Here is a 17,701-nt window from a genome sequence, read left to right as displayed (position 1 = left end):
CCGTGACTCTACTTGCGCCGCCAGGTTGTCCACCGGGTCGCGGTGAAGGAATCGGTGATGAATCCGAGAAATGCCTCGTTACGGCGCGGCGGCTCGGCTGTGGTGCCGGGCAGTTCGGCCAGCGGGATCCTGGTCAGGCTGTCGTGCAGGCTGCGCGGCACGGCCACCTCGGCGGCCCGGCGCAGCGCGATGCGCGCCTGCTGCTGGGCATCGACCTCGGCCGCGCATTCCGGGCACACCGAAAGATGCTGGGCGGCGCGCAGGTACGCGTTCATGCGCAGCTCGCCGTCGACATAGGCCGCGATCGCCTCGCTGGCCAGGTGCTCGGTGGGCTGAAAGCGCGGGGTACGACCTGAGGCACTGGGGTCCACGCTCATGCGGAGTTCTTCCTTCCGACCGACATCAACCGAGAGGCCCGGTGACGCCGACAACTGCGTCACCCTGCGTAGGCGTCAGCGGAGTACCGCTGCTCAGTTCCATTATGCGCAAGGTATTCGCGCAGTGCCTGCCGCCCACGATGGATCCGGCTGCGTACGGTGCCCAGTTTCACGCCGAGCGTCGCGCCGATCTCCTCGTAGGACAGGCCTTCGATGTCACACAGGACCACGGCGGCACGGAACTCCGGCGCCAGTGAGTCCAGGGCTTTCTGCAGGTCGGGATCCAGACGGGCGTCGTGGTAGGACTCCTCGGGCGTCGGGCCCTCGGCGGGGACCCGGTCGTAGTCCTCCGGCAGCGCCTCCATGCGGATGCGGTTGCGGCGGCGGACCATGTCCAGGAACAGGTTCGTGGTGATGCGGTGTAACCAGCCCTCGAAGGTGCCCGGCTGATAGTTCTGCAGCGAGCGGAACACCCGGATGAAGGTCTCCTGGGTGAGGTCCTCGGCGTCCTGGGCGTCGCCGGAGAGGCGGTAGGCCAGGCGATACACCCGGTCGGCGTGTTCGCGGACGAGTTCGTCCCAGGAGGGCATGACCGTGCGGTCACCGGTCGCGTCGAAGGCTGCGGTGCCGGTGAGTTCGGCGTCGAGCTGCTCGCCGTCGGCGGCGAGGAGATCGGCGGGGAGAGTCTGATCGGTCGGTGTGGCGTGACGCGCCGTGTCTACCATCGGGATGGGACACCTCCTACTCGGGACCGCTGGCACGAAACCACACCGGTCCGGGTCAGCGAACCTTGCTATCGGAATCAACCAGCAACTGTGTGAGGTTGTTCCCGCGTCTCGTACCCGCCGCGATCGGCTGGTCTTGCGTAGGGCAACTATTTCCTGCCCCGATATGGGTCAGATGTGGAGATCCTGAGTGTGTCCTGAGAATCCTTATCGATGCCGACCCTAGTCCCGCCGGCACGCGGAAAGCAGCAGTTCCAGCCCCTTCGTGACCTTTCCGCAAACTTGCGGCAATTGTTCGATCGGTGCGCGACACTCGGGGCGATCGGCGCATTCGCTGAATACACAGACCCCTCCGGTGCCCTAGCCTCATAGCTGTGGCATCGAACGTGGAGCGGAACCTGGCCTATGTGGAGGAGTCCGTCGTCGAGGACGAAATCCTCCTCGACGCGCGCGAGCGGGCCACCGAGCTGGGCGCGGTGCCCGTGCCCGCCTCCGTCGGCGCCCTGCTGAGCATGTACGCGCAGATGTTGGGCGCCCGCGCGGTCGTCGAGGTGGGCACCGGCGCCGGGGTGAGCGGATTATGGCTGCTCGACGGCATGCGCGAGGACGGCACGCTCACCACGATCGACTCCGAGCCCGAGCACCAGCGCGCGGCCAAGGAGGCCTTCCGCACCGCGGAGATCCCGCCCGCGCGCACCCGGCTGATCAACGGCCGCGCTCTCGACGTCCTACCTCGGCTCGCCGACGGCGCCTACGACCTCGTCTTCGTCGACGCGGCCCCCATGGAACACCCGCACTACGTCGAACAGGGCGTCCGGCTGCTGCGCGAAGGCGGCGCGTTCATCCTGCACAACGCGTTGCTCGGCGGTCGCGTGCCCGACCAATCCCAGCGCGACCCGGCCACGCAGGCGGTGCGGGCGGCCACCAGGGCCATCGCGGAGAACCCCGACCTCACCAGCGTGCTGATCCCGATCGGTGACGGGCTGCTCTGCGCTTCGCGCTGCTAGCCGACCCAGATCCCCTTGCCGACGGTGACCACCCCGCCGTGGCTGACCGCGAACCGCTCCCGGTCGCGATCCAGGTCGACACCGATGATCTCGCCCTCGCCGACCACGACGTTCTTGTCCAGGATCGCGTGCCGCACGACCGCGCCCTTCCCGATCCGCACCCCCGGCATCAGCACGCTGCCCTCGACGGTGGCGCCGTCGTCGATCATCACGTTCGAACTGAGCACCGAATTGCGGACGGTGGCCGCCGACAGGATCGAGCCGGCCCCCACGATCGACTCCTGCGCCAGCCCGCCCCTGGCGAACTTGGCGGGCGGCAGGTTCTCGGCGGCGCCGCGGATCGGCCAGTGCTTGTTGTAGAGGTTGAACACCGGGTGCACCGAGACCAGGTCCATGTGCGCGTCGTAAAAGGCGTCGATGGTCCCGACGTCACGCCAGTACCCGCGGTCGCGCTCGGTGGCGCCGGGCACCTCGTTGTCGGCGAAGTCGTAGACCGCGGCCTTCCCCGCGGCGACCAGCGCGGGAATGATGTCGCCGCCCATGTCGTGGTCGGAGTCGGAGTTCTCGGCGTCGGCGCGGATCGCGTCGACCAGCACCCGGGTGGTGAACACGTAGTTGCCCATCGACGCGAACGTCACGTTCGGGTCGTCGGGGGTACCGGGCGGATGCGCGGGCTTCTCCAGGAACTGGGTGATCCGGCCGGACTCGTCGGAGTCGATGCAGCCGAACGCGCTCGCCTCGCTGCGCGGCACCCGGATGCCCGCGACGGTCACCCCGGCGCCGGAGGCGATGTGGCTGGCGACCATCTGCTCCGGGTCCATCCGGTACACGTGGTCGGCGCCGAAGACGACGATGTAGTCGGGGTCCTCGTCGTAGATCAGGTTGAGCGACTGCATGATCGCGTCGGCGCTGCCGGTGTACCAGCGCGGCCCGAGGCGCTGCTGGGCAGGCACCGGGGTGATGTACTCGCCGGTGAAACCGGACAGCCGCCAGGTCTGCGAGATGTGGCGATCCAGCGAATGCGACTTGTACTGGGTGAGCACGCACAGGCGCAGGTATCCCGCGTTGACGAGATTGCTCAGGACGAAATCGATCAGCCGGTACGCGCCGCCGAACGGAACCGCGGGCTTGGCCCTGTCTGCGGTGAGCGGAAACAGTCGTTTGCCCTCGCCACCGGCGAGCACGATCCCGAGTACGTGCGGCTGGCTCCTCACCCTGCTCAAAGTACAGGCTGGGCGGCACAACGGTGGCTCATGTCGACCCGAGGGTCTAATTTGGACCAGTGAGTTATGGCACCGACAGCGACCAGGAGCCGGCGCAACAGCTGCGGGTCGCCATGCTGACCCGGGAATACCCGCCCGAGGTCTACGGCGGTGCGGGAGTTCATGTCACCGAACTCACCGCCCGGCTGCGCGCGCTGGCCGAGGTGACCGTGCACTGTATGGGCGCGCCGCGCACCGGCGCCGTCGTGCATCGGCCCGACCCCGAGCTCTACGCCGCCAACGCCGCGTTGCAGATGATGTCGGCGCAGCTGCGGATGGCCGACGCGGTCGGCGCCGTCGACGTGGTCCACTCGCACACCTGGTACGCGGGGCTCGCGGGCCATCTCGCCGGCGCGCTCTATGGCATTCCGCACATCCTCACCGCGCATTCGCTGGAACCGCGCAGGCCGTGGAAGGCCGAGCAGCTCGGCGGCGGGTACCGGCTCTCGTCGTGGTCGGAACGCAACGCGATGGAGTACGCCGACGCCGTGATCGCGGTGAGCGAGGGCATGCGCCACGACGTGCTCGACGCCTATTCGGCGATCGACCCGGGCCGGGTCCACGTGGTGCACAACGGCATCGACGCCACGGTCTGGCATCCGGGCGCACCCGCCGGCGACGAGGCCCCCGTGCTGGAACGGCTCGGGGTGCGTGCCGAGCTGCCGATCGTGTCCTTCGTCGGGCGGATCACCCGGCAGAAGGGGGTCGGCCACCTGCTCGCCGCGGCCGCCGATTTCGATCCCGACATCCAGCTGGTCCTGTGCGCCGGTGCGGCCGATACCAGGGAACTCGAACTCGAGATCGCCGCCGCCGTCGACGGGTTGCAGCGCGAGCGCGGCAACGTGTTCTGGGTCAAGGAGATGCTGCCGACCGAGCAGGTCCGCCAGATCCTCACCGCCTCCGCGGTGTTCGTCTGTCCCTCGGTCTACGAACCGCTCGGCATCGTCAACCTGGAGGCTATGGCCTGTGCCACCGCGGTCGTCGCCTCCGATGTGGGCGGCATCCCGGAGGTCGTCGACGACGGGGTCACCGGTCGGCTCGTGCACTACGACGCGGGGTCGACGGCAGAGTACGAACGCGGGCTGGCCGCCGCCGTCAACGCGGTGGCGGGCGATCCGGAGCTGGCGCGGCGCTACGGTGACGCCGGGCGGGCGCGCGCCATCGCGGAATTCGATTGGGCGCGAATCGCCGAGCAGGCCGTCGAGGTGTACCGCAGCGTGCTGAAGTAGCCGCGACGCGGTTCGTCGCGCAGCGGTCGCGATCCTGGGCGGTCGGCCCGTCGAGCGCGGTCAGCTCGCCGGACGGTAGGTCGAGACCGTGACCGCGGCGGTGACCTCGGTGACGTCGGGGAGCGCCGCGATGCGGGGATCGTCGGCCGGGGTGCCGTGGAAGGCCGAGGGGCCCATCGCGATGACGTCGGTGACGTCGCGCCGGGACAGCTTCATCCCGAACTCGACCCGGGTGTGCGCGGAGCGGGTGAACAGCCCCGCGAGCGAATCGGCGAGCCTGCGCTCCTTGTCGGGGTCGACGCGGACCATGCCGAGCGGGCCGACGAGCTCGTTCAGGTGGTCGACGGTGGGCGTGACCACCACGAAGCTGCCACCGGGCGCGAGCACCCGGGCGACCTCGGTGGGGTTGCGCGGGGCGAACACCGACAGCACGCCGGCCAGAGAGTGGTCGCGGATCGGCAGACCGCGCCAGGCGTCGGCCAGCACCGAGGCCAGGCGCGGGTGCGCGCGAGCGGCCCGGCGCGCGGCGGGCTTGGCGACATCGAGCGCGATGCCGGCGAACCCGGGCTCGGCGGCCAGGATCGTGGCGAGGTAGTAGCCGGTGCCGGCGCCGACCTCGAGGATCACCTGGGCGTCGGGCAGGTCGGGCGCGGGTGCCGCGGTGAAAGCGTGCGTCGCGGCCGCGGCGATGGGGGCGAAGTGTCCCGCGCCCTGGAAAGCGGCGCGGGCGTCGAGCATATCGGCGGTGTCGCCGGTCATCTTCGTCGCTGCGCCGGTCAGCAGCCCGACATAGCCCTGTCGGGCGATGTCGAAGCTGTGGCCGGTACCGCAGCGCAGCGCGCGATCGCGCGGTTGCAGTTCGTCACCGCACTCCGGGCAGGCCAGGAGTGCGGCCACCTCGGTGAGTGCCGTCAGCTGGTGACGCTCTTCAATTCGTCACCGAGCGCCGCAGCCTCGTCCGGTGTGAGTTCGACGACCAGACGCCCGCCACCCTCGAGTGGAACCCGCATGACGATTCCACGACCTTCCTTGGTTGCCTCGAGGGGACCGTCCCCGGTACGGGGCTTCATGGCCGCCATCCTCTGCTCCCTCCAGATCTGCGCGGTCTGTCTGCGCACTGATTCTCGTCTGCCGGTTGTCGCCAACCAGCGGGCTCGCCGGGTGTTCGGCGGGCCACACCGGTCCTATTCTTCCCTATTGCCGTCTCGGACGGACACCTGAGTACGAAATGTGACTCGCGAGTCGGTTCCGTTCGCGGCCTGGCGCACCCAGCAAACCTCCAGGTGATCGTCGACCATCCCGGTCGCCTGCATGAGGGCATACGCCGTCGTCGGGCCGACGAAGACGAAGCCTCGGCGCTTCAATTCCTTTGCCAGAGCAATGGATTCGGGTGTGGTGGCGGGCACATCCGCGATCGTCGCCGGCCGCGGGCGTGGCGCGGGGGCGAAGGACCACAGCAGCTCGTCCAAGCCCACCGGCAGGTCCCGAGCAACCCGAGCGTTGGCGATCACCGCGTCGATCTTGGCGCGGTTGCGGACGATGCCCGCGTCGGCCAGCAGTCGCTCGCGGTCGGCGTCGCCGAACTCGGCGACCTTCGCGATCTCGAAGTCGGCGAACGCCGCGCGGAACGCGGGCCGCTTCCGCAAGATGGTGATCCAGGCCAGGCCGGACTGGAAGGCCTCGAGGCACAGCCGTTCGAACAGCGCGTCGTCGCCGTGCAGGGGCTTGCCCCACTCGGTGTCGTGGTAGTCGCGATACAGCGCCGAGCCGGTCGACCAGGGGCAGCGCTCGTACCCGTCGTCGGCGAGCTCGGTCACGGGCGGTCCTGGCCCGCGGCGACCTGCGCCTGCCACTGCCGCACCTGCGCCAGCTCGAGTTCGAGTTCGTCGATCCGCTCGGCCAGCCTGCCCAGCGCCCAGTCGACCTCGCCGGCCTTGTAGCCGCGCACGACCTGCTGGAACCGCAACGCGCGCACGTCGGCGCCGGTGACGCCGTGGGCGGGCAGCACCGTGGCCGTCGTGCCCTCGGGCAGCGGCCCGAGTTCCTCGGACCGGCCGAACACCGCGCTCGCCACGAGGAACAACATGGCCGCGACCAGTCCGACGATCAGCACATAGAGCAGCAGCGTCAGCATGTAGACAGCCTAAGCACCCCCACCGACAACCCCAGGCTCAGAGGTGCCGGGTCGTATCGATGCCCAGTGACATGCCCGCCAGGCCGCGCTTGCGGACGGCCAGCTTGTCGGCGACCTCGCGCAGGGCCTTGGCGGCCGGGTTGTCCGGGTCGCCGAGGACGATCGGGGTACCGGCGTCGCCGCCCTCGCGCAGGGCCTGCTCGATCGGGATCTGGCCGAGCAGCGGCACCGTCGAGCCCACCGCGCGGGTCAGCCGATCGGCCACGACCTGGCCGCCGCCGGAGCCGTAGAGCTCCATCCGGGTGCCGTCGGGCAGGTCCAGCCAGGACATGTTCTCCACCACGCCGGCGATTCGCTGACGGGTCTGCAGGGCGATCGCGCCCGCGCGCTCGGCCACCTCGGCGGCGGCGATCTGCGGGGTGGTGACGACCAGGATCTCGGCGCTGGGGATCAGCTGCGCGATGGAGATCGCGACGTCGCCGGTGCCGGGCGGCAGGTCGAGCAGCAGCACGTCCAAGTCGCCCCAGAACACGTCGGCGAGGAACTGCTGCAGCGCGCGGTGCAGCATCGGACCGCGCCACACCACGGGCGTGTTGCCCTGGGTGAACTGCGCGATCGAGATCATCTTCACGTCGTAGGCCATCGGCGGCATGATCATCCGCTCGACCTGGGTCGGGCGGGCGTCGGTGCCGAGCATGCGCGGGATCGAGTGGCCGTAGATGTCGGCGTCGAGCACGCCGACCGACAGGCCACGCTGGGCCAGCGCGACGGCCAGGTTGGCGGTGACGCTGGACTTGCCGACGCCGCCCTTGCCGGAAGCGACGGCGTAGACGCGGGTCAGCGATCCGGGCTGGGCGAACGGGATCACCGGTTCGGCCGAGTCGCCGCGCAGCGACTTGCGCAGCTCGGTGCGCTGCTCGTCGCTCATCACGTCGAGATCCACGGTCACCGCACCGGCGCCGGGCACATCGGCGACGGCCTTGGTCACCCGCTGGACGATCTCGGTCCGCAGCGGGCAGCCCGACGTCGTCAGATACACCTCGACGTGCACGTCACCGCTGTCGGCGATGGCGATGCTCTTGACCATGCCCAACTCGGTGATCGGCTTGCGGATCTCCGGGTCGTCGACCTTCGCGAGCGCGGCCCGCACATCCGCTTCCGTAATCACTGGCATATGCCCGATTTTATGCTGCTGCTCATTCGAGCGCCCTCGGCGGGGCCATGTCCTCTCAGGTCAGATGCGGGGGAGGTCCGAGGGCTTGGGGGCCATGCCGCTGGAGTAGGAGGTCGACCAGGCCATGACGTTGGCTACATAGGCCATGGAGTTGTTGTAGCGCAGGATCGCCTTGGACTGCTGGGAGAGGTCGCGCATGTTGAGGCCGCCGTCGCAGAGGTAGCGGCCCGCGGTGAGGGCGGCGTCGAACAGGTTCTGCGGGTCGGCGATGCCGTCGGCGTTGCCGTCGGCGGCGTAGCGGTGCCAGGTCTCGGGCAGGAACTGCATGGGGCCGATGGCGCGGTCGTAGCCGCCGAGGCCGTCGAGTTCACCGCCGTCGCTGTCGTGGATGACGTTGTTGCCGTACAGGCTGCCGTCCAGGACCGGACCGTAGACGGCCTTGATCGGGTTGCCGTCCGCGTCGGCCTTGCCGTACGCGTGGGTGGACTCCACCCGGCCGATGCCGGCCAGCAGCGACCAGGACATCCCGCAGGTCGGATTCTCCACGGCCAGTTGCTGTTCGGCGCTCTGGTAGGCGGCGACCGCGATGCCCGGGATGCCCAGCGGGCCGGCCGGGAGATCGGCGGCCGCGCGATCATCCGGCAGCGCAACGGTTTTCACGACCGGCGCGGCCGAGGGCGACTGGCGCGCCTCGGCGTGGGCGACCTCGGTGATATCGGCCTGCGGTGCGGCCACGAGCTCCGGCGCGGCCTCGGCGTCGGCGCCGGGCAGGTCGTGCTCGACAGCGGCGTTGCTGGCGATGGTCGCGTCGGTCGCGGCGGCGGTAACGGCCACGAGTCCGGCGGGGACCAATCCGGTCAGTGCGATGAGCGAGCTACGTCGAACCGTCGTAGCAGGCTGTTTCCGATGACGACCCACTGTGTGGTGCCCTCCTCAACCGTGTTGGATGAGAAGAGATTACCGCACCCGAGACCTTTTTGTTACCCCTCCGTGACCTGTATTTCGGTTTGATTTCTAGGGGACCGCCGGACCGGGCGGCAGCGGGATGACGATGTTGAACGGCAACGTGATCCCCGGCGGCGGCGTGGGCGCCGCCGGCGCCTGCTCGACGGGCGCGGGCGCCTCGGTCGGCTCGATGCCGGGCTCCGGCGTCTTCTCCGGGGCGGGGGCCTTCGACTCGGCGGGCGCGGGCTCGGCGGTCTGGGCCGGGGTGCACACCGGCGCCGTGGCCTGCTGCTCGGCCGCCTGCTGCGCGGGGTCGGTCTGCTCGGGTTGCGCCGGATCCTTCGGCGCCGCAGCGCCGAAGGTCTGCTCGACGGGCTTGGCCGGCTCGAGCGGGTTCGGCATCTGGGCCGGCGCCGGATCGCTCACACACACCTCGGGAGCCGGTGCGACCGGAGCCGGGCAGAAGATGCCGCAGGGGATCGGCGGCAGGCCGGGCAGGGTGATCATCACCTGGGTTGGCGTGGTCACCTTCGGCGTGTTCGGCGGCAGCTGGTTGGTCGTCGACGGCGGCGCCGCGGTGACCGGCGCGTCGGTCGAGGCGGCCAGCACATTCGGCGAGACCATCGGCGCGCTGCCCGGCGGCACGATGTCGGGGGAGATGGCGACCGAGCTCGGCGCGCCACCGGTGCGGTAGGCCGCCGACCAGCTGAGCACATTGGCCGCGTAGGACATCGAGTTGTTGTAGCGCAGCACCGCGCGCAGTTCCTGCGAGGCGTCGCGCAGGTTCAGCCCGCCCGAGCACAGGTACTTGCCCGCGGCCAGCGCGGCGTCGAAGACATTGTGCGGGTCGGCGGTGCCGTCGCCGTTGCCGTCGGCGGCGTAGAGCGCCCAGGTGCTCGGCAGGAACTGCATCGGGCCGACGGCCCGCACGAACCCGCCGTCGGCTTCCTTGATGATTTCGTTGCCCGGCAGGGTGCCGTCGAGCGCGGGGCCGAAGATCGGCGTGGTCGAGGTGCCCGCGGCGTCGGTGCGGCCGCTGCTGGCGTGCCCGGACTCGATGCGGCCGATGCCGGCCAGCAGGTTCCAGGTGAGCCCGCAGCCGGGCTGGGCGGTCTCGAGCGCCAGCTCCGCGTTGCGGTAGGCGGCGAGCACGATCTCGGGGATGCCGAGCGCGCCACTGCCGGTGGGCAGCGAGATGCTCTGCAACGGAACCGTCCCGGCGAAGGGGGCCAGACTGTTCGCGGACGGGGACAGCGCGCGCAGCTTGCGCGGCGCCTCCTGCGCGATCGGCAGCAGCCCGACGATCTCGGACGGATCGGTCTCCGGGGTGTCCTCGGTGGTGCTCGCGGTCGCGGCGAGCAGAGCCTCGGGCGCGGTGGGGGCGGTGCTCGGCGTCGCGGTCTGCACGGCCGACCCGGAGGCGACGAGTCCAGCGACGACAAGGGCCGACATCGTTATCGGAGCAGAGATTCGCACGGCCACACCAACCCTTTACGTCGAAGCAGCGGCACCGCAGAGTCCCCCTCCGGCCCGCCCGGAACAACGTGATCCAGGTTACCTACCGGTCAGGAAGTTGTAGAGCATTTCCGGTTACTCGTCTGAACCACCTGGCGAAACCGGGGCAGCAGAGGGCATTTGACCGGAGGTTTTCTTGCGGACGGCTTTTCGCTTCTTCTCCGGCTTCGGCGCGCCGTCGGGCGTGGTGACCGCGTCGATCCGGTCGAGCACGTCCTTGATCTCCTCGAGCTCGCGGCGCAGGTAGTCGCGGGTGGCGACATCGCCGACGGCCAGCCGCAGCGCGGCCAGCTCGCGGGCGAGGAACTCGGTGTCGGCCTTGGTCTGCGCGGCCCGGCTGCGGTCCTCCTCGAGCGAGACCTTGTCCCGGTTGTCCTGGCGGTTCTGCGCCAGCAGGATCAGCGGCGCCGCGTAGGCGGCCTGCGTGGAGAAGGCCAGATTGAGCAGGATGAACGGGTACGGGTCCCAGCGCAGCGCGACCACGAACACATTGAGCACGATCCAGACGATGACGATGATCGTCTGGATCGCCAGGTATCGCCCGGTCCCGAGGAACCGTGCCACGCGCTCACTGCTGCGCGCGAACGCCTCGGAGTCCCAGTCGAGGGTGAACCGGGAGCCGACCGGGGTTTCCAGCCGCTGACGGGCCGGGTTCTTCTCACTCACGCGGGACCCTTTCGGCATGGGCGAACGTCTGCTCTTCTTCTTCGCGCCAGTCCTCGGGCAGCAGGTGATCGAGGACGTCGTCGACGGTCACCGCACCGAGCAGATGATTCTCCGCGTCGACGACCGGGCCGCTGACCAGGTTGTAGGTGGCGAAGTACCGGGTCACCGCCGAGAGCGGCAGTTCCGGCGCCAGCGGCATCAGGTCGGTGTCGACGATTCCGCCGACCAGGTGCGCCGGCGGTTCCCGCAGCAACTGCTGGATGTGCACGCAGCCCAGGTAGCGGCCGGTGGGGGTCGCCGTGGGTGGGCGAACGACGAAGACCATCGAGGCCAGCGCCGGGGTCAGGTCGGGGTCACGGACCCGGGCCAGCGCCTCGGCGACGGTGGTCGACGGGCTGAGCACGACCGGTTTGGGCGTCATCAGACCGCCCGCGGTATCGGGGGAGTGCGCCAGCAGCCTGCGGACCGGCTCGGATTCCTCCGGGTCCATCAGGGCCAGCAGGGATTCGGCTTCGCTCTCGGGCAGCTCGCCCAGCAGGTCGGCGGCGTCGTCGGGGTCCATCGCCTCGAGCACGTCGGCCGCGCGGCGCACCTCGAGGTGGCCGAGCAGGTCGACCTGATCGTCGTCGGGCAGTTCCTGGACGACGTCGGCGAGGCGTTCGTCGTCCAGGGCGATCGCCACCTCGACCCGGCGTTTCTCCGGCAGCTCCCGCAGGCGGTGCGCGACGTCGGCCGCGCGCAACCCCTCGAACTGTTCGAGCAGCGTCGTGACGTCCTGGCCTGGTCTGCCGACCTCGGCCGGGGTCAGGCCCTCGACCTGCGACCAGTCCACCACGTGCACGGTGCGCCTGCGCCCGATCCGCCGGTGCCCGCGCACCGCGACCCGGCCGATCACCCAATCCCTGGTCCTGGTCTGCTCGATGCCCAGGTCGGCCACATGGACGTCGACGCCGTCCAGATCCGGCAGTCCGGGATCGTTCACCCGCACCTGCGAGTCCACGATCTGGGCCAGCGCCAGCATCTCGCCGGGCCGCTGGGCGAATCGCCGCAGGCTGACGGTGCCGGTGTTGAGGGTGACGATGCCCGGTTCGATCGCGGTGACGCGCAGCATCGGCACGAAAATCCGCCGCCGGGTGACCAATTCGACGACCAGGCCGTGCACCCGTGGTTGTTGCCGTCCGTGCCGCACGGCCACGACGACATCGCGGACCCGGCCGATAGACTCCCCGTCCGGACCCAGCACCGTCAGGCCGGCGAGCCGGGCGACGTACACCCTGGTGGTTGCCATGACCCTCAGGCTAGGCGGTCCACAACGGCCGGTCACCACACGCCACGGCCGGTGTGACGAACGAAGGAGGAGGGCCCATGAAGCCCCGCCGCTCAGTATTGGCCGTACCCGGCAGCAATCCGAAGATGATCGCCAAGGCCAAGGGCCTGCCGGTGGACGAGGTCTTCCTCGACCTCGAGGACGCCGTCGCGCCCGGCGCCAAGACCGCGGCCAGGGCGAATATCGTCGCCGCGCTCAACGAACCGGGCTGGGGCGCGCAGCTGCGGGTGGTCCGGGTCAACGACTGGTCGACCGCTTGGACCTACGCCGACGTGATCAGCGTCGTCGAGGGCGCGGGCGCGGCGATCGACGCGATCCTGCTGCCCAAGGTGACCGACGCGGGCCAGGTTCACGCGCTGGACCTGCTGCTCACCCAGCTGGAGAAGGCGAGCGGGCTCGAGGTCGGCCGGATCGGGATCGAACCGCAGCTCGAGAACGCGCTCGGCCTGCGCAATATCGACGCGATCGCCACGGCCAGCCCACGGGTGCAGGCGCTGGTGTTCGGCCCGGCCGATTTCATGGCCAGTATCAATATGCGCACGCTGGTGGTGGGCGAGCAGCCGGTGGGGTACGACGTCGGCGACGCCTACCACCACATCCTGATGACCATCCTGCTCGCCGCCCGCGCGCACGGCCTGCAGGCGATCGACGGTCCCTACCTGCAGGTCCGCGATGTCGACGGATTCCGCCGGGCGGCCGGACGCACCGCCGCGCTCGGCTTCGACGGCAAGTGGGTGCTGCACCCCGATCAGATCGACGCCTGCAACGAGATCTTCAGCCCGCGCCAGGGCGACTACGACCGCGCCGAGCTGATCCTGGAGGCCTACGCCTTCCACACCTCCGACGCCGGCGGCGCTCGTGGCGCCGTCATGCTGGGGGATGAGATGATCGACGAAGCCAGCGCGAAGATGGCGCAGGTCATAGCGGAGAAGGGGCGAGCTGCGGGAATGACACGCACAACGCGTTTCACTCCGCCACAGCCGGTCCAGAACTAGCAGAATGGGACTATGACGAATCCCTTGGGCAACCCGAATCGCGGACGGCAGGCGTTGCCGACGCCGCCGTCGGGCTGGCCGGTCGGCTCGTATCCGACCTACGCCGAGGCGCAGCGCGCGGTCGATTACCTGGCCGACGGACAGTTCCCGGTGCAGGACGTGACCATCGTCGGCGTCGACCTCATGCAGGTCGAGCGGGTGCTGTACCGGCTGACCTGGGGCAAGGTCATCGGCGGCGGCGTGGTCTCGGGCGCGTGGCTGGGCCTGTTCCTCGGCCTGCTGCTGAGTCTGTTCACCACCACCGGCGGCGCCCTCGGCCCGCTGGTCGTCGGCCTGCTGGGCGGCATCGTGTTCGGCGTGATCACCACCTCGATCCCGTACGCGGCCACCAAGGGCCAGCGCGATTTCGCCTCGACCATGCAGCTGGTGGCCGGCCGCTACGACGTGCTGTGCGACCCGAAGACCGCCGAGCGCGCCCGCGACATGCTGGCCCGATTGGCCCTGTGACGCAATGGATGTGGTGGACACGGTCCGCACCGCGGTGCTGGACCACTACGGCGTGGAGCGCGCCCGGGTCGACTCGGCCTCGGTGACCTTCCTCGGCCTGGAACCGATCGAGATCCTGCGCATCCCCGGCGACGACGCGGTGCATTACGCGACGCTGGGCGGATCACGCCATCCGATGGGCGATCCCGCCGATCTGCTGGCCGACCCCGTCCGCGGCCCGCGCGCCGAACTGGTGCTGACCCTGCTGCTGAGCGCGGGCCCGCAGGCGGGCGTCGCGCGCTCGCTGGGCGTGCTCGTCGCGACCCCGTCGGTGGAAGGCGTTGTGCTCCAGGCGGACGCGCTGCTCGACCTGGGTGAACCGCTGTGGCACAACGCCACCTTCACCGCGGTCCTGCTCGGCGAGAGCGACATCACCGAGATCGCCCTGCCCGAACCCGCCGAGCCGGTGCGGTATCTCAGCGTCACCCCGATCACCGCGACCGAAGCCGCCTGGGTCCGCGTCCGCGGCGCCCAGGCCCTGCGCGACGCGTGGGCCGAAGCGGGCATCGACATCCGCGACCCCGCGCGCGGTGCGGTGAACCTCTAGATCCACTTGCTGCGGCGGAAACTGCGGAACAGCACCCCGCAGACGACGACCATGATGATCAGCACCGCCGGATAGCCCCACGGCTGGTGCAGTTCCCACATGTAGTCGAAGTTCATGCCGTAGACGCCGGCGATCATGGTGGGCACGGCGGCCATGGCGGCGTAGGCGGCGATCTTGCGCATGTCGGTGTTCTGCTGGACGCTGATCTTGGCCAGCGCCGCGTTGACCAGGCCGCTCAGCGATTCGTCGAAGTAGGTGATGTGCTCGGTGACGGTGGTGTGGTGGTCGGCGACGTCGCGCAGATAGCGGCGGATCTCCTTGGGCACCGGAATGTCCTGGCTGTGCACGAGCATCTGCAGCGGCTGCCCCAACGGTGAGACGGCCCTGCGCAATTCGACCACTTCGCGCTTGAGCTGGTAGATCGACCCGATGCCGATCTTGGAGGCGGGGGTGAACACGGCCTCCTCCATCTCGTCGATGTCGGACTCGACCGATTCCGAGACGTCGACGTAGGAATCGACGACGTGGTCGGCGACGGTGTGCAGCACCGAGCACGGGCCCAGCCGCAGCTGGTCGGGCTTGCCCTCCAGGTCATGGCGCACCCCGGCCAGCCCGGTGTGCTCGCCGTGGCGCACGGTGATCGCGAAATGCGGTCCGGTGAAGACCATGATGTCGCCGGTCTCGACGATCTCGCTGATCGCGTGGATGTCGTGCTCGACATAGCTGACGGTGCGCAGCACCAGGAACAGCGTGTTGTCGTAGCGCTCGAGCTTGGGACGCTGCCTGCCCTGCACCGCGTCCTCCACCGCCAGCGGGTGCAGGCCGAAGATCGCGGCGACCTCGTTCATCTGTCCCTCGTCGGGGTCGTGCAGCCCGAGCCAGACGAATCCGGTCTCGGTCTTGCTCGCCTCGGCCAGCGCCTGCTGCGGCGTGAAGTGACCCGGTAGGCGTTTCCCGTCGACGTAGACCCCGCAGTCGACGATGGCCCGCGCGGTCGGCACGGGAATCCGCGGCCGCGCCGGACCGGCCCGGCTCGGCCCACGGAATGACGGCATCTGCGGTAGCGAAGGCACGAGGTGGATGCTACGGCCCGCGCTGTCTCGGTGGAGGACCGCGCGCCGGTCGAGACGGCACTGTAAGACTGAGGGTGTGCGCATTGATCTGCATACCCATTCGACGGCGTCCGACGGCACCGACAGCCCGGCCGAGCTGGTGCGCAACGCCGCCGCGGCCGGCCTCGACGTCGTCGCGATCACCGATCACGACACCACCGCGGGCTGGGCCGAGGCCGAGGCGGCGCGCCCGCCGGGACTGACGCTGGTGCGCGGCATGGAGATGTCGTGCCAGGGGATGGGCGAGGACGGCTGGCCCGTCCCGGTGCATCTGCTGGCCTACCTGTTCGATCCCGCCGACGCCGGCTTCGCCGAGGAACGCGAACGCCTGCGCGCCGAGCGGGTGGCCCGGGTGCGCGCGATGGCCGACAAGATGGTCGCCGACGGGCTGCCCATCGATCCCGACGCGGTGCTGGCCGGCGCGGGCCCGGCGGCCGGTCGTCCGCATCTGGCGCGGGCGCTGGTCGAGGCCGGGGTGGTCGAGAGCGTCGACGCCGCGTTCCAGGAACTGCTGGCCCCGCACGGCCCGTACTACGCCGAGAAGGCCGACACCCCGCTGACCCGCGCGGTCGGACTGATCGCGGCCGCGGGCGGGGTCAGCGTGCTGGCCCATGTGCGGGCGCGCAAGCGCGGCAGGCTGCTCGCCCTCGACGAGATCCGCGACCTGGCCGCCCTCGGCCTGGGCGGTCTCGAGATCGACCACCCGGACCACAGCGCCGCCGATCGCGCGGTCCTGACCGACCTCTCAGCCGAACTCGGCCTGCTGCGCACGGGGTCGTCGGACTACCACGGCAGCAACAAGACCATCGAGATCGGCGCCTGCCGGACCGATCCCGAACAGTTCGAGGCGCTGATCGGCAAGGCGAGCGGGGTGCCGGTGATCGCCCCGTGACGCTGGTGCGCGGGTTCAGCGGCCTGGTCGCGGGCGGAGTGGTCGCGTTGCTGTGCGTGGTGATCGGGGCCGCGGTGATGGGTTCGCGCCGGGACTTCCCCGGGCCGGGCGCCGAATCGCTGACCTGGCATGTGCTCGCGGCGGTGGTCGTCGTGGCCGCCCAGCTCTACGCCGATCGGAGCCGGGGCGTCGCCGCGTTCACCGCCTCGGCGGTCGTGATGATCACGACCGGTGTACTGCTTTGGACACAATGGTGGAGTTGACGAGCGCGTAATGGTTGCGCCCGGGTGAACTGTCCCCGAATATTTCTCTTTGTGAGCAACATCGAGACGGATGTTCTGATCCTGGGCGGTGGACCCGCCGGGCTCTGGGCCGCCGTCTCGGCCGCGACCGCGGGGGCCAGGGTCGTCCTCGTCGACAAGAGCAGGTGCGGGTCGAGTGGGCCCTCGGTCTACGGCAGCACCATGATCTGGGACGTCGCTCCTGGTCACAGCCGTGCCGACGTGGTGGACACGGCGCTGGTCCGCGGCGGTGGCCTGGGTGACGCCGACTGGCTGCACCGGGTCGCCGACGAGACCCACCGCCGCCTGCGGGTCTGGTCCGGCACCAGGAACCGGGTGCCCGACACCGCGGGCGTCGATCCGCCGGTGGTGCACCTCGACGGCGCGAGCTACCTGCGCAGGCTGCGCCGGGGCGCGCTCGAGGCGGGCGTGCGCATCCTCGATCACCATCCGGCGCTGCAACTGCTCGTCGATCCGGCGGGCACGGTGGTCGGTGCCGCGGGCATCCAGCGGCACAACCGGTTCCGGCCGTGGACCATCCGGGCGGGCGCGGTGGTGGTGGCCACCGGTGGCTGCGCGTTCCTGTCCGGCGGCGCCGGGACCGAGGTGAACACCGGCGAGGGCCTGCTGATGGCGGCCGAGGCCGGCGCCGAGCTGTCCGGGATGGAATTCTCCAGCGCCTACGGGTTGGCGCCGGTGCTGTCGCGGGTGCATCCGAATCCGGCTGTCGCCCCCGGACTCTCGGTGCGTTTCGCCGCGCTCTACGACGAAGCGGGCGCCGAACTCCCCGGCAGGCACACGGCGGCCCTGGCCGCGCTCGCCGACGGCAGGCGGGTCTTCGCGGCGCTGCACGAGGTGCCCGACACCGTCCGGCACTGGCTGAGCAGGCACGGCGCGGTCGACGCGACGGGCCGGGTGCCGGTGCGCGCGGTCCTCGAGGGCACCGTCCTCGGCGCGGGCGGGGTGG

At 70.3% G+C, this 17,701-nt stretch carries 21 protein-coding genes; 8 read left to right on the top strand and 13 right to left on the bottom strand.

All coding sequences use genetic code 11. The annotated features are described in order from the left end of the window. Positions 1-8: 8 nt before the first annotated feature. Both V8688_RS09505 and sigE read right to left on the bottom strand, forming a co-directional pair. Complete coding sequence (locus tag V8688_RS09505) at positions 9-377, bottom strand: hypothetical protein (RefSeq protein ID WP_218719897.1); 369 nt, start codon at positions 375-377, stop codon at positions 9-11. A gap of 59 nt (positions 378-436) precedes the next feature. Then, entirely contained in the window at positions 437-1,102 is a 666-nt protein-coding gene (gene sigE, locus V8688_RS09500) for an RNA polymerase sigma factor SigE (protein ID WP_218719898.1), read from the bottom strand. A gap of 368 nt (positions 1,103-1,470) precedes the next feature. On the opposite strand from sigE, the gene V8688_RS09495 reads away from it, so the two are divergent. Continuing rightward, positions 1,471-2,109: an O-methyltransferase gene (locus tag V8688_RS09495; protein ID WP_218719963.1), complete on the top strand. Its 639-nt coding sequence runs from the start codon at positions 1,471-1,473 to the stop codon at positions 2,107-2,109. Here V8688_RS09495 and glgC read toward each other — a convergent pair. Then, on the bottom strand, positions 2,106-3,323 hold the full coding sequence (gene glgC / locus V8688_RS09490; protein ID WP_218719899.1) for a glucose-1-phosphate adenylyltransferase: 1,218 nt from the start codon (positions 3,321-3,323) through the stop codon (positions 2,106-2,108). The genes V8688_RS09495 and glgC overlap by 4 nt on opposite strands. Positions 3,324-3,433: 110 nt before the next feature. Between glgC and glgA the strand changes: the two genes are divergently transcribed. Next, positions 3,434-4,600 (top strand): glycogen synthase, encoded by a 1,167-nt coding sequence (glgA, locus tag V8688_RS09485; RefSeq protein ID WP_342800656.1) that lies wholly within the window; start codon positions 3,434-3,436, stop codon positions 4,598-4,600. A 60-nt stretch (positions 4,601-4,660) separates the two neighbouring features. Here the strand turns inward: glgA and V8688_RS09480 are convergent, their stop codons facing one another. The 9 genes from V8688_RS09480 to V8688_RS09440 form a co-directional block, all read right to left on the bottom strand. Then, a complete protein-coding gene (locus V8688_RS09480) occupies positions 4,661-5,497 on the bottom strand; it encodes a putative RNA methyltransferase (protein ID WP_218719900.1) in 837 nt (278 codons plus the stop codon). A gap of 14 nt (positions 5,498-5,511) precedes the next feature. Continuing rightward, positions 5,512-5,679 carry a DUF3117 domain-containing protein gene (locus V8688_RS09475; protein WP_011211259.1) on the bottom strand — a complete coding sequence of 56 codons (168 nt, stop codon included), beginning with the start codon at positions 5,677-5,679 and terminating at the stop codon, positions 5,512-5,514. Between the two features lie 105 nt (positions 5,680-5,784). Next, complete coding sequence (locus tag V8688_RS09470; RefSeq protein ID WP_218719901.1) at positions 5,785-6,417, bottom strand: DNA-3-methyladenine glycosylase I; 633 nt, start codon at positions 6,415-6,417, stop codon at positions 5,785-5,787. Next, positions 6,414-6,734, bottom strand: a complete 321-nt coding sequence (locus V8688_RS09465; RefSeq protein WP_218719902.1) for a DivIVA domain-containing protein — start codon at positions 6,732-6,734, stop codon at positions 6,414-6,416. The genes V8688_RS09470 and V8688_RS09465 overlap by 4 nt, the downstream gene beginning before the upstream one ends. A gap of 37 nt (positions 6,735-6,771) precedes the next feature. Further along, a complete protein-coding gene (locus V8688_RS09460; RefSeq protein WP_218719903.1) occupies positions 6,772-7,908 on the bottom strand; it encodes an Mrp/NBP35 family ATP-binding protein in 1,137 nt (378 codons plus the stop codon). Between the two features lie 60 nt (positions 7,909-7,968). Beyond that, positions 7,969-8,826, bottom strand: coding sequence for a lytic murein transglycosylase (locus V8688_RS09455; RefSeq protein ID WP_342800637.1), 858 nt, complete (start codon positions 8,824-8,826; stop codon positions 7,969-7,971). A gap of 96 nt (positions 8,827-8,922) precedes the next feature. Then, positions 8,923-10,305 (bottom strand): lytic murein transglycosylase, encoded by a 1,383-nt coding sequence (locus tag V8688_RS09450; protein WP_218719905.1) that lies wholly within the window; start codon positions 10,303-10,305, stop codon positions 8,923-8,925. A 138-nt stretch (positions 10,306-10,443) separates the two neighbouring features. Beyond that, positions 10,444-11,034, bottom strand: coding sequence for a DUF1003 domain-containing protein (locus V8688_RS09445; protein ID WP_342800636.1), 591 nt, complete (start codon positions 11,032-11,034; stop codon positions 10,444-10,446). Beyond that, positions 11,027-12,322 carry a CBS domain-containing protein gene (locus V8688_RS09440; protein WP_218719907.1) on the bottom strand — a complete coding sequence of 432 codons (1,296 nt, stop codon included), beginning with the start codon at positions 12,320-12,322 and terminating at the stop codon, positions 11,027-11,029. Before V8688_RS09440 ends, V8688_RS09445 begins: the two co-directional genes overlap by 8 nt. Positions 12,323-12,399: 77 nt before the next feature. On the opposite strand from V8688_RS09440, the gene V8688_RS09435 reads away from it, so the two are divergent. The 3 genes from V8688_RS09435 to V8688_RS09425 are packed head-to-tail and all read left to right on the top strand — an operon-like array spanning position 12,400 to position 14,449. Further along, positions 12,400-13,356, top strand: a complete 957-nt coding sequence (locus tag V8688_RS09435) for a CoA ester lyase (RefSeq protein ID WP_342800635.1) — start codon at positions 12,400-12,402, stop codon at positions 13,354-13,356. Between the two features lie 12 nt (positions 13,357-13,368). Then, complete coding sequence (locus V8688_RS09430; protein WP_019048869.1) at positions 13,369-13,863, top strand: general stress protein; 495 nt, start codon at positions 13,369-13,371, stop codon at positions 13,861-13,863. Positions 13,864-13,867: 4 nt separating this feature from the next. Further along, positions 13,868-14,449, top strand: a complete 582-nt coding sequence (locus V8688_RS09425; protein ID WP_218719909.1) for a suppressor of fused domain protein — start codon at positions 13,868-13,870, stop codon at positions 14,447-14,449. Here V8688_RS09425 and V8688_RS09420 read toward each other — a convergent pair. Continuing rightward, positions 14,446-15,504, bottom strand: a complete 1,059-nt coding sequence (locus V8688_RS09420) for a magnesium and cobalt transport protein CorA (protein WP_218719965.1) — start codon at positions 15,502-15,504, stop codon at positions 14,446-14,448. The genes V8688_RS09425 and V8688_RS09420 overlap by 4 nt on opposite strands. 94 nt (positions 15,505-15,598) lie before the next feature. On the opposite strand from V8688_RS09420, the gene V8688_RS09415 reads away from it, so the two are divergent. The 3 genes from V8688_RS09415 to V8688_RS09405 form a co-directional block, all read left to right on the top strand. Next, positions 15,599-16,453, top strand: a complete 855-nt coding sequence (locus V8688_RS09415) for a PHP domain-containing protein (RefSeq protein ID WP_218719910.1) — start codon at positions 15,599-15,601, stop codon at positions 16,451-16,453. After that, positions 16,450-16,716, top strand: coding sequence for a hypothetical protein (locus V8688_RS09410; protein ID WP_218719911.1), 267 nt, complete (start codon positions 16,450-16,452; stop codon positions 16,714-16,716). Before V8688_RS09415 ends, V8688_RS09410 begins: the two co-directional genes overlap by 4 nt. Before the next feature lie 51 nt (positions 16,717-16,767). Continuing rightward, on the top strand, positions 16,768-17,701 hold a 934-nt coding region (locus V8688_RS09405; RefSeq protein WP_342800634.1), incomplete at its 3' end, for an FAD-binding protein.

Origin of the sequence: Nocardia sp. No.11 (genome assembly GCF_038752175.1) — a bacterium.
Lineage (GTDB): Bacteria > Actinomycetota > Actinomycetes > Mycobacteriales > Mycobacteriaceae > Nocardia > Nocardia canadensis.
The sequence above is the reverse complement of the archived record's forward strand: the minus strand, read 5'-3'. Positions and strand labels throughout refer to the sequence as shown.